This window comes from Priestia sp. USM5, from assembly GCF_058323215.1.
This window is the reverse complement of the sequence record NZ_JBSGKN010000001.1, coordinates 3,856,356-3,882,836: the sequence shown is the minus strand read 5'-3', so window position 1 is coordinate 3,882,836 and position 26,481 is coordinate 3,856,356. Positions and strand designations below refer to the sequence as shown.

The window sequence follows — 26,481 nt, the reverse complement described above, 5'->3', positions numbered from 1 at the left end:
CAAATATTCGACTCTTTGATTTGAAAACGCTTTCTAATGTGTTTTCATTTTATATAATGAAGTCAACAAACAGAGAGAGGTGAAAGAAATGAGTGCTAAAAAAGTGTATGGCTTTTTAACACAAGCATTTATTTTTTCCGTAATTATGTTGATTTCAGATTTTATTGCAGAGCATTTGCCTTTTCCGATGCCAGCTTCAGTTATTGGACTTGTGCTGTTATTTCTTGCACTCTGCTTGAAGATTATTAAACTAGAGCAAGTTGAGTCACTGGGAACGGCTTTAACTTCTTTGATCGGATTTTTATTTGTACCAGCAGGTATTTCTGTTATGAATTCATTAGGTGTTATGCAGCAGTACGGCATTCAAATTTGTTTAGTTATCATCGTGGCAACGATTATTTTGTTAGGCGTTACAGGCTTATTTTCACAGCTTATACTTGGCATGACAAAAGATAATAAAGCAAAAGAAGAAATAAAAGATGTAGATATGAGTGAAAAAACAAAAAAACAGGGCATTGCGTAATATCAATTATAAAGAGACAAGGTGGTTGGAAAGATGAATCCGTATTTTGGAATCGTGGTTTCTTTAGCTGCGTACGGTATTGGAACGTATTTATTTAAAAAGTCAAAAGGGTTTTTCTTATTTACTCCTTTATTTGTGGCAATGGTGCTCGGGATTGCTTTTTTGAAACTTGGTCACTTTTCTTATGAGGAGTACAGTAGCGGCGGAAAAATTATCAGCTTCTTTTTAGAACCGGCAACAATTGCTTTTGCCATCCCTTTATATAAGCAAGCCGATAAATTAAAAAAGTACTGGTGGCAAATTCTTTCTTCTATTGCAGTAGGATCAGTTTGTTCAGTAGCGATTATTTTTGCGATTGCTAAAGGTATTCATATGGATGAAGTCGTGATGAAATCAATGCTCCCACAAGCAGCTACAACAGCAATTGCACTGCCATTGTCTCAAGATATTGGAGGGATTCCTGCTATTACTTCCTTTGCCGTTATTTTTAATGCAGTTATTGTATATGCACTGGGCGCATTATTTTTAAAAGTATTCAAAGTGAAAAATCCAATTTCAAAAGGATTAGCGCTGGGAACGTCCGGGCATGCGCTAGGAGTAGCCGTAGGGATTGAAATGGGAGAAGTAGAAGCAGCCATGGCAAGTATTGCAGTCGTTATTGTAGGTGTCGTCACAGTTGCCGTTATTCCACTTTTTGTTCAGCTAGTCATGTAATAAAAGCCTGAAGATGTCAGAAAACCTCTGACTTCTTCAGGCTTTTATTTGTTAATACACCACTCCAAAATGTCGTGATGCGCAGTTTTGGCAGGTTGTATGGTCAAAAAGACTCTCAGGAATGATAAATTCAAAACAAAATTGACATTGTTTGAATTGACTTTGTCTATAAAACATTGTCTCTAAGAAAATAGCTGTAATATGTTCGGTTATACGCTTATGGGAACGTTGTTCTAAAGTGGACCACGGAATAGACTGATGCTCTATGTAAATCGGAGAAGAAGTATAGGGTGTATCCCATTGAATGGCTTGATATCCAAACGTAAGGCCATGACGTGCTGCTGATGTAAATATGATCAGGTTTTGATGGAATTCTGGTAGAGGTAATTCTAGTTTTTGATCTTTAAGCGATCTCGTTTTGGAATGAAGGTTATACAATTTAATTTGAAAATGAATCCACTGAGTGGCGTGAACGGTTATTGACATGTTTTAAACCTCCAATTCAGACTCTTTCTTTTATCATAATTGATTTCAAAATAAATAAATAGTAGGCAAAAAGAAGATAACAAAATTTTATATAGAGTACTTATAAAGCGTAGAGAAAGGTAATGCAAGCACAGCATCCTTTTTTCTACCCCTTTTTAAAGCAGATTAATCTTCTATATAAAAGCCTGCTTTCAACGAAAGGTATCGGCGTATTCATACGCTTTAAACAGATTTTAATGTTAGAAGTTATAACAAGGTCCATTTCTTTTAGAGAAGTTTATGAAATAATAAAAAATGTATATTTTACGGTCTGAATCTATGTGTTGGAGGTTTTTATATGACGAAACAAAAGCTGATAGTAATCGGAAACGGAATGGCGGGAATGCGCTGTATTGAAGAAATTCTTATTCATTCTCCAGATTGTTTTGATATTACTGTTTTTGGAAGTGAGCCTCACGTTAACTATAATCGAATTTTATTATCAACCGTTTTACAAGGCAGTACAAAGCTTGAAGATATTAACATTCATTCTTTTGCATGGTATAACGAAAATAATATCAATTTATTTAAAGGAGAAAGTGTTACGCACATAGACACCAAGAGAAAAATAATAAAAACAGATAAAAACAGAGAGACGATGTACGACAAGCTTATTATTGCTACTGGTTCGAGCCCGTATATGCTCCCCGTTAAAGGTGCTGAAAAAGAAGGTGTCCTCGGTTTTCGTACCATTGAAGACTGTCAAAAAATGATTGAAATTTCTAAACAATATAAAAAAGCAGCGGTTATTGGAGGAGGTCTGTTAGGGCTGGAAGCTGCTAGAGGACTATTAAATTTAGGGATGGATGTTCAAGTTATTCATCATTCGGGTTTTTTAATGGAGCGACAGCTAGACAGAGCAGCATCTGCCATGTTAAGAGAAGAATTGGAAAAGCAAGGCATGAGTTTTCTATTAAACAAACATACGGATGAGATTATAGGGGGAAATCGAGCAGAAGGCGTCCGATTTAACGATAACAGCAAAGTTGCAGCTGATTTAGTTGTAATGGCTACAGGAGTGAGGCCAAATGTGAATCTCGCTAAAAAAAGCGGAATAGCAACAAATAGAGCAATTATCGTAAATGATTATTTAGAAACGAGCATTCCGGATATCTATGCAGTAGGTGAATGCGCTGAACATCGGGGGATGACATACGGCCTTGTTGCTCCTCTTTACGAACAAGGGAAAGTCTTAGCGCGACACCTTTGCCAAATGAAAAACGAGGGTTATGGCGGGTCCGTTCTTTCCACTCAGTTAAAAATATCAGGAATAGACGTTTATTCGGTCGGAGAGTTTAAGGAAAATCAAGGTGCAAAAGCTATTACGATTTCGAATATGTTAGATGGTATATACAAAAAAGTAGTTTTTCGCGAAGGGAGAATAGTGGGAGCCGTTCTTTTTGGGGATACCAGTGAGGCTATAAAGCTATCACAAATGATTAGTGAAAAAAAGGATTTGTCGCAAGCGGAAAAAGTACAATTATTTCCTTCTCAATATGAAAAGGAAAATGCAGCAGCTTCTATGTCAGTTACAGATATGGTATGTAACTGTAACGGTGTAACCAAGGGAGCTATTATTGAAGCAGTACAGAAACATGATTTAACGACAGTAGATGAAATAAAAAATTGCACGAAAGCTTCTGGTTCATGCGGAGGATGCAAGCCCCTTGTAACAGATCTTTTAACATATATTCAAAGCAATGAATTTGATGAAAACATTGAACAAAAAACCTTTTGTGCTTGTACACATCTATCAGAAGATGAGCTGGTAAGAGAAATGCAGCAATATCAATTTGAAACGGTTCAGCAAGTAAGAGAAATGTTAAAGTTTAAAGACATGAAAGGCTGCTCGTTATGTGAAGGCGGTCTTCATTACTATTTAAATATGATGAATCCTCATTATGAAAATAATCGACATTCTTTATTTACTACGGAGAATGAACAGGCCGTTTTGCTTCATGACGGTACTTATGCAGTGGTACCGCAAATTCACGGTGGTCTGACAAATGTAAAGGAATTAAGGAACATAGCAAATGTAGCTGAAAGGTACAACATCTCGAATATTCGTTTAACAAGTGATCAGCGCATTCAACTTATTGGAGTGAAAAAAGAATATCTTTCGTTGATAAGTGAGGAAATAGATAGAGGACTTCAGCAGCTATATGAACGTACAGTGAAAAATGTATCTGTTTATATAGGAAAAGGAACGTGTATTTGTCAGTATGAACCTGCTCTTGCTTTATCAAATGAATTAGACAAACAGCTTGAATACGTAAAGACCCCATGCGATATCAAAATCAGTATTGCTTCTTGTTTTCACATTACAGAGGATGTCACAACAAGTGATATAGGATTAAGAAGAATAGACAGAGGTTGGGAAATATATGCTGGCGGAAGCAGCACAGAAGCCAGAAGCGGGGAGCTGTTTTATGTGGCCGAAACGAACGAAGAAGCGATAGAAATCAGCTGTTCTTTGATTCAATATTACCGTGAAACGGGGAACTATTTAGAAGCTGTCGGCAGCTGGATCGAGCGAGTAGGAATTGTTCATGTCAGAGAAGTTTTGTTTGAGGCAGACAATCGAGAGTATTTAATGAAGCAGCTCAGCTCAGAACGCTCTCGTGCAATCACATATTTATTATAGGAAAGAAGGGTGACCTACGATGACTGAGATGCTGTTGAAATATTTTCGTGAGCAGCAAAAGCAAGTTGAAACCGAGCGTATCTATAATACGCAGTGTCCTTACTGCAGCATGCAGTGCAAAATGCAGTTAGTTGAACAAACACATGTAAAAAGAAAAACGTATAAAACAATTGGAAGAGACAACCCTACTTCTCAAGGAAGATTATGTATCAAAGGAATGAATGCGCACCAGCATCCTTTGCATAAAGATCGGATTCAATATCCTTTGTTAAAAGTAAACGGAGAGTTTGTAAAGATTTCTTGGAGGGAAGCTCTTGACTATATTAAAGAGCACGTTACAGAGATTCAAGAGAAGAATGGAGCAGATGCGCTAGGTGTTTATGGAAGTGCCTCTATTACAAATGAAGAAGCTTATTTATTAGGGAAATTTGCTCGAGTTGCGTTAAAAACAAAGTATATTGATTACAATGGACGCTTATGTATGTCAGCTGCTGCTTCTGCTGCTAGTAAAACATTTGGCATGGACCGAGGATTTACGAATAGCTTACAAGAGATTCCGTTTACTGAATGTATTATGTTAGCTGGAACAAATATTGCGGAATGCCAGCCAACGATTATGCCTTATTTTGAAAAAGCAAAAGAAAACGGAGCTTTTATTATTGCTATTGATCCAAGAGAGACAGGTACAACTAAAATAGCTGATTTACACCTGAAGCTTAAACCGGGGAGCGACGCGGCATTAGCCAATGGAATCTTGAAGGTCATTATCGAAGAAAATTATCTAGATGAACGATTTCTACAAGAACGTGTTAATGGATTTGAAGAGGTAATGCAATATGTGGCGTCTCTAGAATTTAGTGTCATTGAAGAAATAACGGGAGTGCCGCTTGAGAAAATGTATCAAGCTGCCCGTATGTTTGGTCAAAGAGAAACAGGAATGATTTTTACTGCTAGAGGGGTAGAGCAGCAAACAGACGGGAGTGCTGCTGTGCAGAACTTTTTGAATATTCTACTTTCTGTCGGGAAAATCGGTAAACCCCGCTGCGGATATGGAGCCATTACTGGTCAAGGAAATGGGCAAGGAGCCCGAGAACACGGTCAAAAAGCAGATCAGCTTCCAGGCTACCGTTCAATCGAAAATCACGAGCATCGGATGTATATAGCAGATGTTTGGAATATAGAGGAGAAAGATCTTCCTAGAAAAGGTGTTTCTGCATATGAAATGATTGAAAAAATTCATGACGGTGAAATTAAAGGGCTGTTTCTGATGTGTTCAAATCCAACCGTTTCAAATCCAAACGCTAATTTTGTTAAGAAGGCTTTTGAAAAGCTTGAATTTCTAGTGGTAGCAGATATGTTTGAATCAGAAACGGCAAAATTAGCAAACTTAATTTTACCAGCATCCTCTTATTTGGAAGATGAAGGAACGATGACAAATGTAGAGGGAAGAGTTACATTGCGCGAAGCTAGCTTTCCGTGCCGTGGCGAAATCAAACACGACTGGGAAATACTATGTGAAATTGCTAAAGTTTTAGGGAAAGAGGAACATTTTTCGTTTTCATCAGCTGAAGAAATATTTAATGAACTGCGAATAGCAAGTAAAGGAGGAATCGCGGATTACTCCGGTATTACGTACGAACGATTACGAGCGGAAAAAGGGATTTTATGGCCATGCAGAAGCTTAACAGATAAAGGAACCGAGCGCCTGTTTGAAACACGTTTTGCTCATAGTGATGGAAAGGCGATGATGGTCCCTGTCTCCAATCAAGCTATTGTTCCTAAAGCAAAAATAACGAAAAAATATCCTCTCTATTTAACAACAGGGAGAGTGGTGTCACACTATTTAACGGGTGTACAAACGCGAAAAAGTGCATCTTTATCTGCTAGAAATTTCGAATCTTTTATGGAAATCCACCCTTCAACAGCGAAAAAATATGAAATTTCGAATCAAGAATTAGTACAAATTGAATCTTCATATGGAAGGATTGTGGTAAGAAGCAAATTTTCAGAGGGCATTCGGCCAGATACCGTATTTGTTCCTTTTCACTGGGCGGATTCTCAAAATGTTAATAACCTTGTTTCTGAGAAATTAGATCCCGCCTGTAAGATGCCTGGCTTTAAAGTAAGTGCCGTGAATATTAGCCCTTCTGTAAAAAGAAGCAGTTATTAAAAATGCTGATGCAAAAAGCCTCTTGCAAAAAGAGGCTTTTTACGTGGAATCAGGCAAGGTGCTTTTGGTTAATACGTACATCTTGTTTTTTGAATCCAGAATAATTCAGTAAGAGACAGAATAGAGCAAAAAGCGCTAGTAAGGAAAAACCGACAACGTAATCTCCGCTTGTATCTTTTATAAAGCCTAGCACAATAGGAGGGAAAAAGCCGCCTACTCCTCCGAATGCTCCTACGATCCCCGTAACAGCTCCAATATTTCCTGTTGAAACAGATGGAACCATTTTAAAAACAGCTCCATTTCCGATACCAAGGGTAATGGCTGCAAGTAAGCAACCTGCGCTGAATAGCGCGAAGGAGCTGATGGTAAAGGCGATAAATAATCCTATTAGCAGCATTCCGGTAAAGACAAAGGTGAGTACTTTTTTTGCTCCGAATACATCCGATAAATATCCTCCAAGAGGCCGTACAAACGTTGCTAATACAACAAAAATAGCTGTTTTCAGCCCGCTGTCTACGGTTGATGCATTAAATTGATCGTGCAAAATGGTAGGGAGATAGATGCTGAATGTGACAAATCCACCGAATGTTAAAAAATAGAAAACGGACAAAAACCACGTTTCTCTAAATTTTAATACCGATAAAGATTCCTGCAACGTTTTAGGAGAAGCAGCAGAAGGGTGGTCTGAAGTTCCTACCCATAATAAAAGAGCCATTAAAGCTACCGCAATTGCTAAACTCCAAAATACCCAAGGCAAGCCAAAAGAAGAAAAGATAAGTGGAATACTAAAGCTTGCTACCGCTGATCCTAAGTTGCCCATCCCCGCAATTCCTAAAATAAAACCTTGCTTTTGAGGTGAATACCATTTAGAGACATATGTAATGGAAATAGCAAATGTTGTTCCAGCCATGCCGATAAAAAATGCCCAAAAGAGCAGCATGGAGTAAGAATGAGTAAAGCCTGCACAAATGGTAGGGAGTAAAAGAGCAAGCATTGTTAACGAATACACTTTTCTTCCGCCGAAGCGATCTGTTAAAATTCCCATCGGAATCCGCATGAGTGAACCTAATAAGACGGGAGTGGCAATTAAGATACTTTTTTCAGCATTGGTTAATGAATACATCACTTGAATATCTGCGGCGATAGGCGCGAAGACAGACCATACTGAAAAAGCAATAATCATAGATAAAGTCGAGATAAGAAGTACAGATAAGGGCCGTTTAGAAAACATTGCTTAAAAACCTCCTTTTTTATATACAGCGTAAAGCTGTTGCAATATGGTAATTATGATACTATGCTTTCTTTCTTATGTATCATTCTGTGTTAGGCTTTCTTCCGTGGTTTTATGGGAGACCTATATTACTAATAGAAATGGGAGGAAACTTAAAGATACACGAAGTGTTCATAAAAAAACTCTCATCGTCATGCGCAGCGATGAGAGTTTTTTTATCAGTAAAAGTATCGTTTCTTATTCAGCCGTCGCAATTTCTTCTTCTACATCATGGTCTTCTAAATTAGCATTTAGAAATTCACTTGTTTCCGATAAATTGAGATTTAATTTCGTTTTTTTGCAAATTTGAATGGTAACATCCTGAACGGAGACGTCTAAAACATGTCCACCTTCTTTTTTATATTCATCAATAAAGTGCAGGTGATACCCGGGAACACCGATGCCTGAAGAATATTCTGGCGTGTAAAAACCTGCTAGTGTTCCATTTACATCTGAAGATGTAAATGTAGGCTGATCAGCAGCTGCATCTACCATGGAAGGATAGGGTTTCTCTTGCTTTGCAACAGTGCGAGTTTTTACTTCTTTAAACTTCCCGTCAATGCGTACTGCATAGAATAAATTCGGACTGGGAATAAGCTCGTTCATTAAGGTTTCTAGTTGTTCACGGTTCATTTCCTCTTCTACACGATAAGAGATATCTTCATAAAAGGTTGTCATAATGGCAAAAGGTGTTTTTGCATCTTCACTAATAGGTGCGGCTTTCCCATCAGCAATGTGATAAAATTCTCCGTCAAAGGCAATCATTTCACCATCCAGCTGATTAAACGTGCCGATGCCGAAATCACCTTTCTTAGCTAAATCCCTGTATGTGACAACACCGTCAAATACTCCGTCCAATAAAGCAATCATAGTGGAAGTTTGGTGAATCGTTAATTTTTCTTTATTGCTCATTCTTTACTCAGTCCTTTCAGTTAATTTGATCTGGCAGTAGCTGTGTATTTAATTTTTCATTATCTTTATAATCTACAGGCACGTCGATGATAACGGGGCCTTGTTCACGAAAAGCGCTTGCTAGAGTGTCCGAAAATTCTTCTGGTGAGTTCACTCTAAATCCTTTGGCACCAAAACTTTCAGCAAGCGTAACAAAGTCTACACTCCCGAACTCTACCGCAGATTTTCGGCCATATTTAATCTGCTGTTGAAAGCCAACCATATCGTAGGTTCGATCGTTCCAGATAATGTGAACAATTGGTAAGTTTAACCGAACAGCTGTCTCGAGCTCCATAGCTGAAAATAAAAACCCGCCGTCTCCAGACATGGACAGAACTTTTTTATGGGGGCGAACGAGTGCAGCTGAAATAGCCCAAGGCAAAGCAACACCTAACGTTTGCATGCCGTTGCTGAATAGTAAATGCTGAGGTTCATAGGAACGAAAATAACGAGCCATCCATATGTAATGCGAACCAACGTCACATGTGATGGTAGTATCATCTTCAACAAAGTCCTGCAGAGCTTCAATTAACTGTAGGGGATGAAGGTGAGTGTCATTAGAAAACTCGTACTGATCGTCAGGTTGTTCAAGTTTGCTTTTTAGCGTTTTTAAAAAAGAAGCACTTTCTTTTGAACGTATTAAATGTGGGAGTTTATCCGCTAATATGTCGATGGTGCTTGGGATATCCCCTACTAACTCAATTTCCGGCTGATAATGGTGGTCAGCTTGTGCTTGTACATCATCTAAATGAATAATGCTTCTTTGACTTTCTGAGTTCCAAAGAGAAGGAGGGTATTCAATTGGGTCATATCCGATTGTTAAGACGACGTCAGCATGCTTCAATAAGACGTCTCCAGGCTGATTGCGAAAAAGACCTACTCGTCCAAAAAAGTGAGTTTCAAGCTCTCGTGAAACAGCTCCCGCACCTTGGAACGTTTCTACGACAGGAAGGTCATGTTCTGCTACGAGTTGACGGATTGATTCCACTGCTTTAGATTTACTTGCTCTCATACCTAAAAGTAAAACAGGTAGTTTTGCTGTGCGAATAGTGTGTATAGCTTGGGCAACAGCGTCTAAATTAGCAGCGCCAATCGTAGGAGTTTTTAGAAAGGATAGAGTGGAAGCTGATGTTTCGCCATCCATTACATCCTGCGGCAAGCTGACAAAAGATGCTCCTGAAGGAGAAGAAACAGCTTCACGAAAGGCGTCTGTTATCACTTCTGGAACGTTTGCAGCATCTTCTACCTCAACGCTGAATTTGGCGATAGATTTAAATAGTCCTTCATTGTCCATTGATTGATGCGTCTTTTTTAATCGATCTGCTCTTGGAACGGCTCCTGCTAGGGCTACCACTGGATCACCTTCAGAAGTAGCAGTGACAAGGCCAGTGGCTAAATTAGCGGCACCTGGACCTGATGTGACAAGGCAAACGCCCGGCGTACCTGTCAATCTTCCCATAGCAGCTGCCATAAACGCAGCATTTTGTTCGTGGCGGCAAACAATTACTTCCGGTCCTTTTTCTTTCAAAACATCAAATACGCCATCAATTTTGGCTCCTGGAATGCCAAAAATATAAGGCACATTCTGACTTGCTAAACTTTCTACTAGTAAATCGGCGCCTTTTTTTGTTTCGGTAGTATCAGCATTACTCATCATGCATTCTCTCCTTTAAGTTTCTTAAATAAGTTTTAAGGCCTACTGATTGAATACCCAATTTGTATGACAACTAACCAAAGGAAAGGAGAAGGTTTTAATTTTCTAAATAAAAAACTTCCCTAATTAATTAGGGAAGCAGAGATGTACCTATTGCGAATAAAACACATCTGTTTTATCTGTAGGTTTATGGTACTTGGGGGATAGCAAGTGAAAGTCCTACGCGGCTCTTATTTGGTATGGTTAAAAAGCTTTTGGTAACGAACAATTTTTTGATCTAGCTTTTGACTTAATTTTAAGATCTCACCGTGAGAATAGCTGCTTGTTTTCTTAGCTAATTGGTAAATATCTGATTGTAAGGCTCGAATTTCTTTTTCTAACTGTGGTTGCTTCATTGAAATCCTCTCCAAGTCAGAATACTTCTATCTTCTATCTTTTATCTAATAGTATGAAATTCCTTCATATTTGTAAAATGTTTTTTGTTTTGAAAAATATGAAATAGGTAAAGAGCTGCTGACAAGCTTTGTCGAACACTTTTTTTACCTATTTTCAACAAATATGATATACTAAGGCTAGGAAAAATGACAATCCGGAGCGCACGTTCAGTTATTCTTAACAAGCGAATGAATTCTTAGCTTTGACAAGTTTAACTTGTAAGGTGAAGAAATTCATCACATAATCTTATTAGATCTGAACCTTGTTAGCCCGGATGAGGATTTGTCGAAAACGATTCACTAGAAAAAACCTTCGAGACCGCCAACTCGGAGGTTTTTTTATTTTTGTGTATGGGAAGTAAAAAAAAGACATAGACTAATAAAGAAAAAGGTCCTGCACCCATAATCGGCCGTAGTTGATTACACCTTGTCCATTTCTGCAAGGAAGCTGTCTTTTTACTATAGGGAAGTGCCGCCAAACACCATTCCCTAAAGACAATCAGCACACGAGCCTTATGGATGAAGAACCCTTTAGACGATACTTATCGGTGATTACTTATTTTACTACTGGAAAAATAGCAAAATAAGAGCGACTATGGCTCCTAAAAGCTCCACGTAAGCCGTTAGGAGCTGAACATTCTCAGCATCTAGGAAAAATGACTTGAGGATTCGTCTCAGACTATCCACCACCTTTTTTTTCCTTGCGTGAGTTCCCAAGGGAAAGAAAGGGGACGACAGTGCTTCTTTATTTTAACAAAAGTAGGAAATGATAAGTAGATTTATTTGAAGTGTAAATTAAAAAAGCATGTAAAATACATGCTTTTTTAATTTGGGTAAATTTCTTTTATGCGTCCGACTTGTCCATCTGTTAAACGAACTTTGATACCGTGCGGGTGAAAGCTTGAATTGGTCAGAATGTCTTTGACCGTTCCGTGTGTAAGTTTTCCAGAACGCTGATCTGCTTTTAAAACAATGTCGACTTCAATTCCAGGGGCTACGTCTTTTCTATTTTGTCCGTTCATTATACACCTGTTCTCTTTCGCTGATTATTCGTTTTTTTGGTTTGTTGACTCGTCAGCTTTTTGGTTGCTTGATTGGTACTGCCGTTCTTAGCTTTACTTGAAGATTGATTTTTCTTATTAGCAAGCTGCTGTTTGATAGCATCTTGAAGGCTAATTTTCTTTTTAAGTTGTTCTGTCATAAAGGTTCCTCCTGAATACGTACATCGTCTGAAAAAACAAAGAAAGTAAGGGAATGAAAAAGCTGACTATCTAGTCAGCTTTTTTTAATTAGAAACAGTGACTTCTTCTACAGGCTGCATAAGTACAGCTTCTTTATCAGGGTACGTTTTTTCAATATGATGTTCTCCCCAAGAGCATAGTGAATCAAGAATGCTTTTTAAAGACCATCCGTAATCTGTTAAAGAATATTCTACTCGAGGCGGCATTTCATTGTACATTTTTCTAACAATGATGCCGTCTGCTTCAAGCTCACGAAGCTGCTGCGTTAATACTTTTTGTGTAACGCGCGGCATAATTCTTTTTAATTCTCCAGGGCGTTTTGTCCCTTTAATTAAGTGGCAAAGAATAACGACTTTCCACTTGCCTCCAATGACTTCTAGTGCCGCTTCCACTGGAATATTATATTTTTTCACGTTAACAACTCTCCTTGTTCTAGAGATAACGGTTAAATGCATGGTTTCGCATTTTTTCTGATGTTTATCATACCACTATAGCGCAGAATTTTCTAGGTGTAAGCATTTTTTTAGAATACCCAATAGTTCATGACTTTAGTATTTACGCTTATTGTAACCTCCAGGTACCTATATCACTTGAAAGTGCGTACTTTTTCTTTGGTTCTACATCGCTCATAATAACAATTGTTGATGGCCGGTTAGCGAATATATGAAGGGTACCTAAGCTAATCAGCTGTAAGAGAAGCTATTATAAAAAGTTATTATAACGAACAGGAGGCGTTAAGAAGTGAATACACTTTCACAAACACAACAAAGTAAAAAAAGCGGTGCTTTGCCGCTATTAGCGCTAGCTATTAGCGCCTTTGGAATCGGGACAACAGAGTTTGTTCCAGTAGGTTTATTATCATCGCTTGCAGATGATTTAAATATTTCCATTACACTAGCAGGGTTATTAATTTCAGGGTACGCAATGGGAGTTGCATTTGGAGCGCCCGTATTAACAGCATTAACAAGTAAAATGAGCAGAAAATCATTGCTGATGCTATTAATGGTTATTTTTATCGTAGGAAACTCAGTAGCAGCTTTATCAACAAGCTTTGGGCTGCTGCTTATAGCACGAATTATTACTGCATTTTCACACGGGATTTTCTTTTCTATCGGTGCGACTATCGCTGCTGATTTGGTGCCGGAAGATAAGCGGGCAAGTGCCATTGCTTTAATGTTTACAGGTTTGACAGTTGCAACTGTTACAGGTGTTCCACTTGGTACATTTATCGGACAAGCTTTCGGCTGGAGAGCAACATTTTGGGGAGTAGCGTTACTTGGCGTTATTGCCATTATTGCCAGTGCTCTTTTAGTGCCTAAAAACTTAAAAGAAGCGCCGCCGGCAAAGTTTAGTGATCAATTAAAAATTTTGAAAAACGGGCCGCTTTTACTATCGTTTGCTATTACTGCTTTAGGTTATGGCGGAACGTTTGTAGCTTATACGTATTTAGCACCTATTCTTGAAAAGTTAACAGGATACGCACCAAGCGCAGTTAGTATCTTGCTATTAGTATACGGCGTAGCAGTAGCCATCGGAAATACGATTGGAGGAAAAGCTGCGAATAAAAATCCGTTAAAAGCATTATTTTGGATGTTTTTAATTCAAGCCGTTATCTTAGTTATTTTATCGTTTACTGCATCGTTTAAAGTAGCGGGAACAATTACGATTTTTGCCATGGGCTTATTGGCATTTATGAACGTACCTGGACTGCAAGTGCTGGTCGTGAACTTAGCTGAAAAGTATGTTCCTTCAGCAGTAAACGTAGCCTCTGCGCTGAATATTGCTGCATTTAACGTTGGAATTGCTATTGGTTCTTTTGTAGGCGGCCTGATTGTTGATTCCATTGGTCTTGTTCATACTCCTTGGATTGGAGGAGTGATGGTTTTAGGAGCGGTCTTATTAACCGCATGGAGCCGCTCAATAGAAGCAAAAGCAAAATAAAACAGAGATCATCGCCTTTTGCGATGATCTCTTAGCTATAAAAGGAGAGGAAGCAAATGACTACATTTCAACATCATAAGGCGTATCGTCGTATGTACAAGGAAAATGAGTTAACGTTAGGTTTGCATATGCCGCTTGAAAATTATCAGTATGCCACGCCTACGATGGAGAAACAAGTAGAGCTCACGCAGCTTGCAGAACAATATGGATTTACAAGCTTATGGTTCCGTGATGTTCTTCTTCAAGATCCATCATTTGGCGATCCAGCCACGGGTCAAATTTATGATATGCTTATTTATTTGACTTACCTTGCCAGTCAAACAAAAGAAATTGCTCTCAGTACATCTGCTATTGTGCTGCCTTTACGCCATCCGCTTCGTGTAGCTAAAGAAATGGCAACCATTGATCAGCTTTTTCCTGAGCGTTTGATTATGGGCGTATCCTCTGGAGACCGTCAAGCAGATTTTCGAGGGTTAGGTATTCCTCATGAAGAAAGAGGAAAGCGATTTACAGAGGCTTTTCATTATTTAGAAGAAGCGTTAAATAAAGAATTTCCATCTATCCAGTCTGCTTTGGGGTCCATTCAAGGAGCAAATGTTGTTCCTAAGCCAACGAAACGTATTCCAACTATGATCACGGGATACAGCCAGCAAAATATGGAGTGGTTTGCACAGCATGGAGACGGCTGGATGTATTATCCTCGTCATCCGCATTTTCAAGCAGAAGCCATTAAACAGTGGAGAGAACTGGTTGATATCTATCATCCAGGCGTTTTTAAACCTTTTACACAACCTATGCATCTAGATTTGGCAGAAGATCCAAATGAAATGCCAACGCCAATTCGTTTAGGATTTCGAGCAGGGCGTAATACATTAATTGAGCTTCTTTCTATTTATAAAGAAATAGGAGTTAACCATCTCTTTTTTGCTCTTTTTGATAGTAAGCGTCCGGCTGAAGAAGTCATACATGAGCTTGGTGAAGAAGTGCTTCCGCATTTCCCGTCTCATATGTAGCAAACAAAAAGAGGCTGAGACAAAAGCAGTTTACTTAAAGGAAAATCCGAACGATGAATCGTTCGGATTTTTTCATTTATCCAATTCGCTCATCTTTAGATTCCAGATTCCATTGATTTCGTTATGTCTAACTCTTTTTTTATATAGATTTCAAGTTATAGGATATATAAGAAATATGTATTAGAGTTATTGATTCTATGTTCTTTATAATAAAAGTATCCATTATCTCCTTGGGTGATATAAAGTCGAAAGGAGAAACACGATGAGTGTTGCATTTCTATTTCCAGGACAAGGTGCACAATATGCTGGTATGCTTCATGATATAAAAAATAAATGGGGATTAACGACTACGTTTGAAGAAGCAAGTGAGGCTTTAAATCAAGACGTATTATCGTTAGATTCGTCAGAAAAATTAAAATATAATAAAAATGTTCAGATATGTCTTTTTATTGCAGGAGTGGCTACGGCTAGGTCGTTTAAAAACAAAGGTTACTCGCCAGACGTGGTAGGAGGGCATTCAATAGGGGCGTTTGGAGCAGCAGTTATATCTGAAGTGTTATCTTTTAAAGAAGCTCTTTTTCTTGTGGGAAAAAGAGGGGAACTGATGGGAAATGCCTATCCTGATGGTTATGGTATGGGGGTTGTAATGGGACTGCGCGAACATCAGCTTCTCTCTATTGTACATGAAATATCCACCGATGCAGCTCCTGTTTACGTAGCGAATCTAAATGCTCCTGATCAAATAACGCTTTCTGGCACCTTAAAAGCAATTGAGGAAGTTCTTGAAAAAGCATCTAAAAAAGGGGCTAGGAAAACCAAAATGCTTCATGTAACGGTGCCTTCTCACTGTCCTCTTATGGAAGGAGTTTCGAGCGAATTACGAAAAATAATAACGGAAGTGAAAGGAAAAGACCCGATCGTTCCTTTTATAGGTAATTGTAAAGCTCGGAAATTATGGAAAGCTGCTGATATTAAGGAAGATCTGGCAGCGAGTGTTGCCCTGCCCGTCCGTTGGCATGATATGACGGAAGTTATGTATGAAATGGGTACAAGATTATATATTGAAATGGCTCCAGGAAGAGTACTAACGGATTTGACTGCTAAGAGCTTTCCGGAAGCAAGGGCTATTTCTGCAGCCGAATCTACTATGAAATCTGTGTTAATTTTAATGGAGAAAGAAAAAATGTAAGCGCATTAATTTAGGAGTAGAAGAAAGGAGCTAGAACATGAGTGGAATAAAAAAAACTTCAAAATCATGGACAACCCGCCGAGATCAAAAAGCAGCTCGCCTTGCGAAAATAGACCAACTTCTTAAAGGAAAGTTATTGGATAATGAACACATTATTGAAGCGTTAGAATTGCTTATATCACCCGGAGATAAAGTAGTGCTTGAAGGAGACAATCAAAAGCAAGCATCTTTTTTATCAAAGGCGCTGAATGAAGTAAGCGCTGATAAAATAAACGGTCTTCATATGATTATGTCTAGTATTTCACGCCCGGAACACCTCGACATATTTGAGAAAGGAATTGCTGAAAAAATTGATTTTTCGTACGCCGGTGCTCAAAGTCTTCGCGTATCTCAAATGATTGAAGATGGCACGTTGAAAATGGGAGAAATTCATACATATCTAGAGCTTTACGGACGCCTTTTCATTGATTTAATTCCCAATATCGCATTAGTGGCTGCCGATAAAGCGGATGCACAAGGTAACTTATATACAGGAGCAAATACGGAAGAAACGCCGACGATTATCGAAGCAACAGCGTTTAAGGACGGAATTGTCATTGTGCAGGTAAATGAACTTGTTGAAGAACTTCCGCGAGTTGATATTCCGGCTTCTTGGATTGATTGTATCGTCGTGGCCAATCAGCCTTATCAATTGGAAGCTTTATTTACCCGAGATCCTCGTCATATTACAGAGCTCCAAATTCTAATGGCTATGATGACGATTCGAGGTATCTATGAGCGCCACAGCGTACAATCATTAAATCATGGCATTGGCTTTAATACAGCTGCAATTGAGCTTTTGCTGCCTACCTATGGAGAAAAGTTAGGGCTGAAAGGTAAAATATGCAAGAACTGGGCTCTGAACCCTCACCCTACGTTAATTCCGGCTATTGAAAGCGGATGGATTGAGAGCGTACACTGCTTTGGTGGAGAAGTAGGAATGGAACAATACACAGCAGCCCGTCCAGATGTATTTTTTACAGGACGCGACGGCAGCCTGCGCTCAAACCGTGCGATGTGTCAAGTCGCTGGTCAATATGCGGTAGATGCTTTCGTGGGATCAACTTTGCAAATAGATGGAGAAGGAAATTCTTCTACCGTCACATCTGGACGTTTATCAGGGTTTGGCGGAGCGCCTAACATGGGGCATGATCCTAGAGGCCGACGGCATTCTACGTCTGCTTGGTTGGATATGATGAACGATAAGCATGAATTAGCAAGAGGCAGAAAGCTAGTTGTACAAATGGTTGAAACCTTTCAATCAGGAAATGAGCCTGTTTTCGTTGAGTCTTTGGATGCGGTAAATGTAGCTAAACAAGCAAACTTAGCTACTGCTCCTGTCATGATTTACGGGGATGATGTGACACATGTCGTGACTGAAGAAGGAATTGCTTATTTATATAAAGCACAAAGCTTGGAAGAAAGAAAAGCAGCGCTTGAAGCAGTAGCGGGGGTAACGCCTATAGGGTTACGGCACAACCAAAATAAAGTGGAAAGAATGCGCAGAGATGGCTTAGTGGCTTTTCCGGAAGATTTACAGATTCGCCGTACGGAAGCAAAGCGTTCGCTGTTAGCGGCGAAAAGTGTAGAAGATTTAGTAGAATGGTCAGATGGTTTATATAATCCGCCTGCTAAATTTAGGAGCTGGTAAAAAATATGCGTATTCAAGAAGAGCCAAAAACAACTGTGTTTTCTTCATGCCTGATAGCTAAAATGGCAGTTACCGCTTTGGTTGATGAAGCGGTACTTACACCTAAGCCGGGGCTTGTAGATGCAGCAACAACTGGATCTCATCAAGATATGAATATTGAGACGCTGCTAGCCTCTGCTTATGCTTTACAACCGACCTTCTCACAGATTGCATTATATAGTCAAGGAAAGCAGCCGAGTCAGATGCTAAGGGAAGAAATTGCTCGAATTGGACGCGAAGGTGAACAAATTATGTACGCGGCTACGGATGGTGTCAATACACACAAGGGAGCTATTTGGGCATTAGGTCTACTTGCTTCTGCAACAGCGGTTTGCGGTATTCAAGCATCACCTGCATCCATCACAGAAGCTGCAGGAAAAATTGCTCGTTATGCAGATCGCTTTTGTACTCTGCATTCATCTAATGGACTTCGTGTGAAAAAAAAGTATGGCGCAAAAGGAGCGGCTGGAGAGGCGAAGCAAGGATTTCCTCACGTGATTCATATAGGCTTGCCTGCTTTACATAAGGCTCGCAAGCTAGGCATACATGAAACATCAGCGCGGATTGATACTTTAGTAACACTAATCGCCAATCTTGATGATACGTGTATTTTGCATCGTGCTGGTCCAGTTGTATTAGAGGAGGTTAAAATGGCGGCATCCAATGTGTTAGAAGTTGGAGGGGTATCTACATCAATAGGAAAACAGCGGCTGGAAGCGTTAGATCATATTTTTCTATCATCTAACGCTTCTCCAGGTGGAAGTGCAGATTTGCTGGCTGCTGTATTATTTTTAGATCGAATATCTCTTTTTAAAGAATCATAAACGTCTGCAGGGAGGAGTGAGTGGCTAATGGAAACGTTAGTGTTTAAATACAAAGCCGATCGAAAGTTAACTCAGCGCGCACATGTAGGCGTTGTTGGTTCAGGGGATTTAGAAATCTTAATGGTTCCTTCTGATGAAGAACATGCTCACGTATCAGTACGAACAGGAAGTGAAGGGTTTAGTGAAACCTGGAAAGCCGTATTAGATCGGTTTTTTAGTGCTCATATGATTCAAGCGAAAATTGTAATTAATGATTTCGGTGCTACGCCCGGTGTAGTCGCTTTGCGTCTTGCACAAGCTTTGGAGGTGAGTGAAAATGGGAGTGAATAATCAAAGCTTTATTGAGTTAAATGGAAGAGAACGAGCCCAGGCAATCTTAGATCAAGGTACATTTCGTGAGCTGCTCGGCCCTTTTGACGGGATCGAGTCGCCTCATTTACCTAAGCAAAATATTGTTCCTCAAAGCGATGATGGTGTCATCATAGCAAGTGGGCTAATAGCAGGGGAGCCAGCAGTTGTCATTTCAATAGAAGGAGGATTTCAAGGGGGAGGCATTGGTGAAGTATCGGGAGCTAAAATTGCAGGAGCTTTAGAATTAGCTCTTAATAATCACAAAAAAGGTGTTCCTGTTAGACCTGTTTTTCTATTCGATACAGGAGGGGTAAGGCTGCAAGAAGCGAATTATGGACTTTTGTCGATATCTGAAATTGGCTCAGCGGTAGTTGCTCTGCGTGAGCATACACCTGTTGTCGGAGTTATTTCAGGAAATGTAGGCTGCTTTGGAGGAATGTCTATCACTGCTTCACTCTTTAGTTATCTCATTATGACAAAAGAAGCAAGGTTTGGTCTTAACGGCCCGGAAGTGATCGAACAAGAAGCGGGGGTTGAAGAGTTTGATGCAAGAGACCGAAGCTTAATCTGGAAAACGATTGGCGGTATTCAACGCTATGAAACGGGGTTTGCAGATACATTAGCACAGGATGATGTTACTGTTATTCAACGAGCGGTTCAAGAGACGTTTCAAAAAAAAGAAAAAGTAGCTAGTAAAACAGAACAAGTAGATTTTTATAGGCATTTGCTTAGCAAGGTTGATCCTTCAGAAAAAATGGCTCCTTATCAATTTCAAGAATTGTATAAAGCAACAAAAAATGAACATATCCCTTCAGCAGTCTCTTACTCGTTGAACGAAGTTCCAGGTAGCATGCCTAACAGCCGCGGTCGCGTGTGGATTAACGCTTTAATAAATGATGAAGAAGCAGATTTTGAAATTCCTTCCGTTCTTTATAAAGACGCACTGCTAGGAAGAGAAAAGGTCCGATATATATCGGTTGTACCTAATCCTTATAATCGTTTCTTACGTGCACGAAAAGGCGAAGTAGGACTAGATGAAGGATGGGCAATTGCTAAGCACGTTCGTGAAGTAATACAAGAAGATCGAAATCAATCTCCGCGCCCTATAATTGCCATTGTGGACGTACCGAGTCAAGCGTATGGCTATCATGAAGAACTTCTAGGTATTCACTATGCTTGCGCTGCTGCAGCTGATGCTTATGCAGCAGCGCGCTTAGCAGGTCATCCGGTTATTACGTTAATTGTCGGAAAAGCAATTTCAGGAGCATTTTTGGCTCATGGATACCAATCGAATCGAATTTTGGCTTTAAAAGACGAAGGAGTGAATGTTCACGCCATGTCCAAACAGTCGGCAGCGCGCATTACTAAAAGAAGTATAAAAGAACTTGAGGAAGCTTCAAAGAAAGTCCCGTCCATGGCTTATGATATTAAATCATTTGCTTCACTTGGCGCTTTATATGAGCTGGTTAGCGGTATTCAAGCAGAGCAGCCCACAGAGCGCGACGTTCAAATGATTCAAGATATTTTAATTGGAGCAGTAGAAGATGTTCGCTGTGAAGGTGTATACGATTTAAGCAGCCGGCTGCACAGTGAGCAAGCAAGAAAGGAAGGGCGAAAAGCTTCTTTATGGGTAAGAGGTGAGTTGGAAAAACAATGGAATATATAGCTCATGATTTGCTTCAGTTAAAAGAGGAAGCAAAGCTTATCAGTTATACACCTATCCCCGAGTGGGTGGAATATTCATTAGCCAAGGCTCCATTTGTAGTGGTAAGGCGTGCTGTTCACCGAGATAAACTGATACCTATTGGAGTAAGAGGAGAACGAAGGAATCAGCGTTTTGGTGCTTTTTTATCTGAGGAGGCCATTAAACGAACAATTAGGCCGGAAAATCTCGTTTCATTTTTTCAAAACGCCCAGTCTAGAAACATGCCAGCTATACGCGCTTTGGAAGAGGTGGCTATTATTTTTGAAAAATTTGCGTGGGGACCAACCGGCAGTGTAGGGTTCGAGCTTGCAAGCGGTGAAGAAGTTGTCACGACAACCAGTGATTTAGATGTACTTATTCGCCTTTCTTCTTATTTGTCGGTGAAACAAGCGGAAATGATAGTCAGTAAGCTAAAGAGATGCCCAGTTTCTGTAGATGTACAGGTAGAAACAGAAAAAGGAGCCTTTTCTCTAGCGGAATACGCAAAAGGCGAAGAGACGCTGCTTCTGCGTACTGTATATGGTCCTGCCTTAGTAAAACTGAATCAATTAGCATAAAAGACGGATGAGGGATTTGCACCTTTTCCGTCTTTTCTGTCAATACCAGCTTTTTTCTTGGCTTAACAAACGCTTGGCTTCAAGAAAAAATATTTGAATAAACTTTTTGGTGTTAATGCGAATCGGCAAAATTTTAGAATCTCCCTGCAGTTCTTTCATTTTTTTACGAACGGCTGTAAAGTCAAAAAACTTAGAAGCATAATTTTCAAACTTTGGATTTGAAAAATCTGTTAATCCAATAGAAGCAAAGTGATTCAGTGAGTGAGTAACTGCTCGTCTTATTCGCTGTTCACAAGCCTTGGTTTCACGATTAATTTCAATAGAAGACGCGTGAGCTCCCAATTTTTTCTCAGCGACATTCACAAAAATAGTTTTTAGAGAAGGGAAATGTTTTTCCACACTTTCTCTTTGGTCATAAGTGTACAGAAACTGTAAAATATCCAGTAAATCTTTTGCACCATTTTCTCCTACAATACCTAATTCGGCTAATAAGAATTTCCCTACATCGTATAGATGGGCTTGTTTCGTTATCGGCTGGCTTGAAGGGGGAGCGTGATGGGCTGTCGCTAAACTATTCAAGGAGGTTTTAATATCATCGATTGATTTCTCAAGAGAGATTCGTTCAATTACTTTTCGAATAACCGTTAAAATTTCAATTCGATTAATTGGTTTTGTAATATAGTATTCAATTCCTAATGAATAGGCTTCTCCTATTAATTCTTTGGACTCTACCTGTGAAATCATAATCATTTTTCCTTTAAATGAATCTTTTAAATGACGGATCGTTTCGATTCCATCTCGTCCTGGCATAAGTAAATCAATAAATAAAATATCAATTTGCTTTAAATTTAACGTAGAGGCATCTAAAAAGCTGCCGTCTACGACTTCTTCTACAACTTCTCCTAAATCCTCATCTTCAATCAGCTGACTGAGCGTTGAACGAATGGCTGAATCATCATCTGTAATACAAAATCGCATAAACTCATCCTTTCTGAATTAGACTACAAAGAGGTATTTGAATGATAAAAATCATCCCTTTATCTCCTTGTTTAGCTTCAATCGTACCTCCAAGTTCTTGAACAATATCTCTTACGTAAGAAAGGCCAATTCCAGTAGAGGGATTTCCAAATTGATCGTATTTTGAGGTGAAACCAGGTTCAAAAATAGCTTTTTCGTACTTCAAAGGCACGCCAGGACCATCATCTTGTACATGAAATTCTACAAATTCAGCTTGTCTATGTACGGATAAAACAATCATTCCCTCATCTTTAATCGCCTCCACTGCGTTTGCTACCAAGTTATTAATGATCGATAAAATTGTGTAAACGTGGTAGCTGAAATGTTCCCCGGTGACAGAGGAAAAAAAGCTAATTTGTTTGTGAAGAGAATCGGCATATTTTTTGTTGATGCGTACGATCAGCTCGATTAATTCCTCTGCTTTCATATAATTTTGGAAACTTTCATTTGAAATTGTTTTAGATAAGCCCGCAAAAATACGCTGGTTGTCTTTTTTTACTTCGTGAATATCTCCGGCAATCCGAAGCGCTTTTTTACTGAGCGATTGGTTAAGCACAGAATGATCTTTTTCCTGCTGATGTAATACACGGTATAAATCGTACGAGGCTTTTGTAATCACTTCTGTATTATGAAGGGTCTTTTTTAAATGAACGGTTTCTTCATAAAGGCTTGTAATAAGCATTAGCATGTGCTCATTTTGTTTGCGAATTTGACGTTCTCGTGACTGTGATTCATAAATTGTCATCATATTAAAAAAGCTAAGTACAATGAAGCTGTGAGCAAAAGCAATAACGGCCATGTCGGATAATGAATCGATATGAATGGTTGTGTGCAAAACGATATACTGCGCAGTTAGTTCGACTATATCAGCAGCTATTTCAATGATGAGTCCAATTAATCCAATCACAATAGCACTATAGTTCATGCGGCTTACTTTAAAAATAAAAAATAAAAGTGCATACGTAAAGTAAAAGAAAAACGTAGGGTAATGCGTATGTGCAGAAGCCGCAAATTGAAAATGATCGAGCGTGATATAATCGAGCATGATGCGAAAGAGAACGACGCTTAAAGCGGTTAACAAGCCGCCAGATAAAACGGTTTTCCGTTTTAAAAGCAATAGGAAAAAGAAAAATGTTGGAGCTCCAAATGTAATTCGAAATGTTTCATTTAACGGATAAAATTTTAGCTCTCCCGCCAGCGGAACAGTAATGAGCATGAGCAATAAAATGTACGGATCTTTTCGAATGAAAGATTTAAAATTCAGATAATTACACCTCCTGAAGTGATTCGTGAATTAGTATACATTGTGACAGCGTCCAGCACAATGGAGAAGAGTACCAAAGATAAAAATATAATTCCAAAAAGTTTTGTAGGTTTTTGTATGCTCTCGTAGGTTGCATTGTACATTAAAAACGAAAATGAAATCCCGCTTTATGAAAGCGCTTTAAAATAAAAAGTTAATGAAGTGATGAGGTGATTTTAATGAAAAGAGAAATTGAACAGGAAATGTCTTACTTACAGGTCACTGCAAAAGAGCAGTTACACGAGTGGGTAGAGCAAATAAAAGAATTTTCGTCAGAAGGAAAAACGGCTGATTATATCCCCGCTCTGAAAGATATGGACTCGTCTCAATTAGGTATTTGTTTGATTGGTGCTGACGGAACGGTTATCCAGTCTGGGGATTATGAAGCGGTATTTACTCTTCAAAGTATTTCTAAAGTCATTAGCTTTATAGCAGCTTGCTTATGCTGCGGCATTCCCTACGTACTAGAGAGAGTAGATGTAGAGCCAACTGGAGATGCATTTAATTCTATTATAAGACTGGAAATGCATAAACCAGGAAAGCCGTTCAATCCTATGATTAATGCCGGTGCTTTAACGGTTTCATCTCTTTTATCTGGAGAGACGGCAAAAGAAAAACTAAGCTATTTGTTTGATGTAATAACAATGCTTACTGGGAAAACACCACTCATTAATGAAACCGTCTTTGAATCAGAATGGCAAACGTCTCATCGAAATCGTGCGCTTGCCTACTATTTAAAAGAAACAAACTACTTACAAGGAGAAGTAGAAGAAGTTCTAGAGGTTTACTTAAAGCAGTGCTCAATTGAAGTAACGACTGAAGATATTGCGCTGATCGGATTAATTCTATCATTAGACGGATATCATCCAGTGTTTCACAAACAAGTAATTCCAAAAGAAGTAGCTAAATTAACAAAAGCGCTTATGCTTACATGCGGTATGTATAATGCCTCAGGAAAGTTTGCGGCATTTGTTGGTATGCCAGCTAAAAGCGGTGTATCAGGAGGAATCATGTCATTGGTGCCACCTAATACGAAAAAGCAGTCTCCATTTCCAGACGGATGCGGTATCGGAATTTACAGTCCAGCTATTGATGAGTACGGGAATAGCGTAAAAGGCGTTACGCTGCTAAAAAAAATCGCAAAAGAATGGGATTTGAGTATTTTTTAGTCTATTTACGTACTATTCATTCGCTTCAATAATATAAACACCAAGAGAAAAAACTTTCATGTTTTGCATTTGTTCTACCAAATTTTTTAATGAGGTGATAGGCGTGCAACAAGCAATCGAAAGTGTAATTAGTGTCATCAATGATTTTTTTTGGTCGAATTTATTAATTATTTTACTTGTATCAATCGGTATTTATTTTACGATCCGCTCTCGTTTTTTGCAGTTTCGCATGTTGAAAGAAATGGTACTTGTTTTGAAAGAAGGACGAGCGGCTAAAGATGGGGGAGTCTCCCCGTTTCAAGCTTTCTGCATAAGCATGGCAGCTCGAGTAGGAACAGGAAATATTACCGGTATAGCGATTGCTATTGCTCTTGGTGGCCCGGGTGCTGTATTTTGGATGTGGATTATTGCCATTATCGGTTCAGTATCAAGTTTTGTAGAAAGTACACTCGCTCAAATCTATAAGGTAAAAGGGTCAAACGGATTTCGAGGAGGACCCGCTTACTATATGGAAAAAGGGTTAAATAAAAGATGGATGGGCGGGCTATTTGCTGTACTCATTACACTGTCATTTGGCCTGGTGTTTAACGCTGTGCAATCTAATACGATTACGCTGGCATTTGAGAACTCTTTCGGAACGAGCCGCTTATTGATTGGGATTATTATGACAGTTATATTTGCGATAATTATTTTTGGCGGGATCAAACGCATCGCTAAGATATCGGAATACATCGTTGTCGTATTAGCCGTTTTATACATTGGAATGGCTCTGTTCATCATCTTTAAAAATATTGATCAAATGCCTGCCGTTCTATCTCTAATTGTGAAAAATGCATTTGGATTTGAACAGGCGCTTGGGGGATCAATTGGTGCAACGTTAATCAACGGAGTAAAGCGCGGACTGTTTTCCAATGAAGCAGGGATGGGAAGTGCTCCCAACGCGGCGGCAACTGCAGTGACGAGTCACCCAGTTAAACAAGGTCTTATCCAAGCATTTGGTGTCTTGACGGACACACTTGTGATTTGTACAAGCACAGCATTTATCGTTCTCTTATCCCCCGCCTATAAGCAGGGACTAAGCGGCATTGAATTAACGCAAGCTTCTCTTAGTACACATATCGGTTCTTGGGCATCAGGATTTTTAGCTATCATGGTATTTCTATTTGCTTTTAGTACGTTAATTGGCAATTATTATTATGGAGAAACGAATATTGAATTTTTAAATTCAAATAAGATGTGGCTTTGGTCTTATCGTGTAGGTGTTTTAGCGATGGTTATTTTTGGATCGGTCGCTCAGCTTCAGCTTGTATGGAATTTGGCAGACTTATTTATGGGGATGATGGTAGTGGTGAACTTAATTGCTATTTTTCTATTATCGAAAGTGGCGTTTTCTGCCTTGCATGACTATACTCAGCAGAAAAAGGCAGGAAAAAATCCAGTCTTTTATAAAGATGCGTTAGAAAACAATCAAAATATTGAATGTTGGGAAAGAGAATCGACTTCCTCCCCTTCTGAAAAAGAGAATATTATCTAAAAAAAGTTCAGCCAGTTGGCTGA

24 protein-coding genes are annotated in these 26,481 nt (G+C 39.1%); 14 read left to right on the top strand and 10 right to left on the bottom strand.

The annotated features are described in order from the left end of the window. Window positions 1–88: 88 nt before the first annotated feature. Together lrgA and lrgB are read left to right on the top strand one after the other, a co-directional pair. Window positions 89–523, top strand: coding sequence for an antiholin-like murein hydrolase modulator LrgA (gene lrgA, locus ACWATA_RS20435; RefSeq protein WP_028412310.1), 435 nt, complete (start codon window positions 89–91; stop codon window positions 521–523). 33 nt (window positions 524–556) lie between these two features. Further along, on the top strand, window positions 557–1,237 hold the full coding sequence (gene lrgB, locus ACWATA_RS20430; RefSeq protein WP_028412309.1) for an antiholin-like protein LrgB: 681 nt from the start codon (window positions 557–559) through the stop codon (window positions 1,235–1,237). Window positions 1,238–1,288: 51 nt separating this feature from the next. Here lrgB and ACWATA_RS20425 read toward each other — a convergent pair whose 3' ends face one another. Then, on the bottom strand, window positions 1,289–1,723 hold the full coding sequence (locus ACWATA_RS20425) for a hypothetical protein (RefSeq protein ID WP_033578088.1): 435 nt from the start codon (window positions 1,721–1,723) through the stop codon (window positions 1,289–1,291). A 337-nt stretch (window positions 1,724–2,060) separates the two neighbouring features. Between ACWATA_RS20425 and nirB the strand changes: the two genes are divergently transcribed. Both nirB and nasC read left to right on the top strand, forming a co-directional pair. After that, entirely contained in the window at window positions 2,061–4,406 is a 2,346-nt protein-coding gene (nirB, locus tag ACWATA_RS20420) for a nitrite reductase large subunit NirB (protein ID WP_473050153.1), read from the top strand. A gap of 19 nt (window positions 4,407–4,425) precedes the next feature. After that, a complete protein-coding gene (gene nasC / locus ACWATA_RS20415) occupies window positions 4,426–6,576 on the top strand; it encodes an assimilatory nitrate reductase catalytic subunit NasC (protein WP_034269430.1) in 2,151 nt (716 codons plus the stop codon). A 49-nt stretch (window positions 6,577–6,625) separates the two neighbouring features. Here nasC and ACWATA_RS20410 read toward each other — a convergent pair whose 3' ends face one another. From ACWATA_RS20410 to ACWATA_RS20380, 7 genes are all read right to left on the bottom strand, one after another. Next, the gene (locus ACWATA_RS20410) at window positions 6,626–7,807 is read right to left on the bottom strand and encodes an MFS transporter (RefSeq protein WP_047751628.1); all 1,182 of its coding nucleotides are present in this window, start codon (window positions 7,805–7,807) and stop codon (window positions 6,626–6,628) included. 237 nt (window positions 7,808–8,044) lie between these two features. Further along, the gene (budA, locus tag ACWATA_RS20405) at window positions 8,045–8,758 is read right to left on the bottom strand and encodes an acetolactate decarboxylase (protein WP_028412303.1); all 714 of its coding nucleotides are present in this window, start codon (window positions 8,756–8,758) and stop codon (window positions 8,045–8,047) included. Between the two features lie 16 nt (window positions 8,759–8,774). Then, a complete protein-coding gene (alsS, locus tag ACWATA_RS20400; RefSeq protein WP_081732846.1) occupies window positions 8,775–10,454 on the bottom strand; it encodes an acetolactate synthase AlsS in 1,680 nt (559 codons plus the stop codon). Window positions 10,455–10,681: 227 nt separating this feature from the next. Continuing rightward, complete coding sequence (locus ACWATA_RS20395; RefSeq protein WP_080754377.1) at window positions 10,682–10,846, bottom strand: aspartyl-phosphate phosphatase Spo0E family protein; 165 nt, start codon at window positions 10,844–10,846, stop codon at window positions 10,682–10,684. A gap of 863 nt (window positions 10,847–11,709) precedes the next feature. Then, a complete protein-coding gene (locus tag ACWATA_RS20390; RefSeq protein ID WP_013055498.1) occupies window positions 11,710–11,907 on the bottom strand; it encodes a YwbE family protein in 198 nt (65 codons plus the stop codon). Then, the gene (locus tag ACWATA_RS20385; RefSeq protein WP_028412301.1) at window positions 11,907–12,086 is read right to left on the bottom strand and encodes a hypothetical protein; all 180 of its coding nucleotides are present in this window, start codon (window positions 12,084–12,086) and stop codon (window positions 11,907–11,909) included. The genes ACWATA_RS20390 and ACWATA_RS20385 overlap by 1 nt, the downstream gene beginning before the upstream one ends. Before the next feature lie 84 nt (window positions 12,087–12,170). Continuing rightward, window positions 12,171–12,539, bottom strand: coding sequence for a winged helix-turn-helix transcriptional regulator (locus ACWATA_RS20380; RefSeq protein ID WP_013055500.1), 369 nt, complete (start codon window positions 12,537–12,539; stop codon window positions 12,171–12,173). Between the two features lie 328 nt (window positions 12,540–12,867). Between ACWATA_RS20380 and ACWATA_RS20375 the strand changes: the two genes are divergently transcribed. The 8 genes from ACWATA_RS20375 (at window position 12,868) to ACWATA_RS20340 (ending at window position 21,435) form a co-directional block, all read left to right on the top strand. Beyond that, entirely contained in the window at window positions 12,868–14,067 is a 1,200-nt protein-coding gene (locus ACWATA_RS20375; RefSeq protein ID WP_014461498.1) for an MFS transporter, read from the top strand. A 56-nt stretch (window positions 14,068–14,123) separates the two neighbouring features. Beyond that, window positions 14,124–15,080, top strand: a complete 957-nt coding sequence (locus tag ACWATA_RS20370) for an LLM class oxidoreductase (protein ID WP_425204931.1) — start codon at window positions 14,124–14,126, stop codon at window positions 15,078–15,080. A 262-nt stretch (window positions 15,081–15,342) separates the two neighbouring features. Continuing rightward, a complete protein-coding gene (locus ACWATA_RS20365) occupies window positions 15,343–16,269 on the top strand; it encodes an ACP S-malonyltransferase (protein ID WP_033578095.1) in 927 nt (308 codons plus the stop codon). Window positions 16,270–16,306: 37 nt separating this feature from the next. Continuing rightward, window positions 16,307–17,959, top strand: a complete 1,653-nt coding sequence (gene mdcA / locus ACWATA_RS20360; protein ID WP_033578096.1) for a malonate decarboxylase subunit alpha — start codon at window positions 16,307–16,309, stop codon at window positions 17,957–17,959. 5 nt (window positions 17,960–17,964) lie between these two features. Continuing rightward, window positions 17,965–18,822 (top strand): triphosphoribosyl-dephospho-CoA synthase, encoded by an 858-nt coding sequence (locus ACWATA_RS20355; RefSeq protein ID WP_028412296.1) that lies wholly within the window; start codon window positions 17,965–17,967, stop codon window positions 18,820–18,822. Between the two features lie 27 nt (window positions 18,823–18,849). Continuing rightward, window positions 18,850–19,152: a malonate decarboxylase subunit delta gene (locus tag ACWATA_RS20350; RefSeq protein ID WP_028412295.1), complete on the top strand. Its 303-nt coding sequence runs from the start codon at window positions 18,850–18,852 to the stop codon at window positions 19,150–19,152. Further along, window positions 19,139–20,839 (top strand): biotin-independent malonate decarboxylase subunit beta, encoded by a 1,701-nt coding sequence (gene mdcD, locus ACWATA_RS20345; RefSeq protein WP_473050151.1) that lies wholly within the window; start codon window positions 19,139–19,141, stop codon window positions 20,837–20,839. Before ACWATA_RS20350 ends, mdcD begins: the two co-directional genes overlap by 14 nt. Beyond that, on the top strand, window positions 20,827–21,435 hold the full coding sequence (locus tag ACWATA_RS20340) for a malonate decarboxylase holo-ACP synthase (protein WP_473050150.1): 609 nt from the start codon (window positions 20,827–20,829) through the stop codon (window positions 21,433–21,435). Before mdcD ends, ACWATA_RS20340 begins: the two co-directional genes overlap by 13 nt. A 39-nt stretch (window positions 21,436–21,474) precedes the next feature. Here the strand turns inward: ACWATA_RS20340 and ACWATA_RS20335 are convergent, their stop codons facing one another. Then, a complete protein-coding gene (locus ACWATA_RS20335; protein ID WP_033578100.1) occupies window positions 21,475–22,413 on the bottom strand; it encodes a response regulator in 939 nt (312 codons plus the stop codon). 4 nt (window positions 22,414–22,417) lie between these two features. Beyond that, entirely contained in the window at window positions 22,418–23,668 is a 1,251-nt protein-coding gene (locus ACWATA_RS20330; protein ID WP_033578101.1) for an ATP-binding protein, read from the bottom strand. 266 nt (window positions 23,669–23,934) lie between these two features. Between ACWATA_RS20330 and ACWATA_RS20325 the strand changes: the two genes are divergently transcribed. Together ACWATA_RS20325 and ACWATA_RS20320 are read left to right on the top strand one after the other, a co-directional pair. Next, the gene (locus ACWATA_RS20325) at window positions 23,935–24,924 is read left to right on the top strand and encodes a glutaminase (RefSeq protein WP_028412290.1); all 990 of its coding nucleotides are present in this window, start codon (window positions 23,935–23,937) and stop codon (window positions 24,922–24,924) included. A 103-nt stretch (window positions 24,925–25,027) separates the two neighbouring features. After that, window positions 25,028–26,458 carry an alanine/glycine:cation symporter family protein gene (locus tag ACWATA_RS20320; protein ID WP_033578102.1) on the top strand — a complete coding sequence of 477 codons (1,431 nt, stop codon included), beginning with the start codon at window positions 25,028–25,030 and terminating at the stop codon, window positions 26,456–26,458. Window positions 26,459–26,481: the final 23 nt, after the last annotated feature.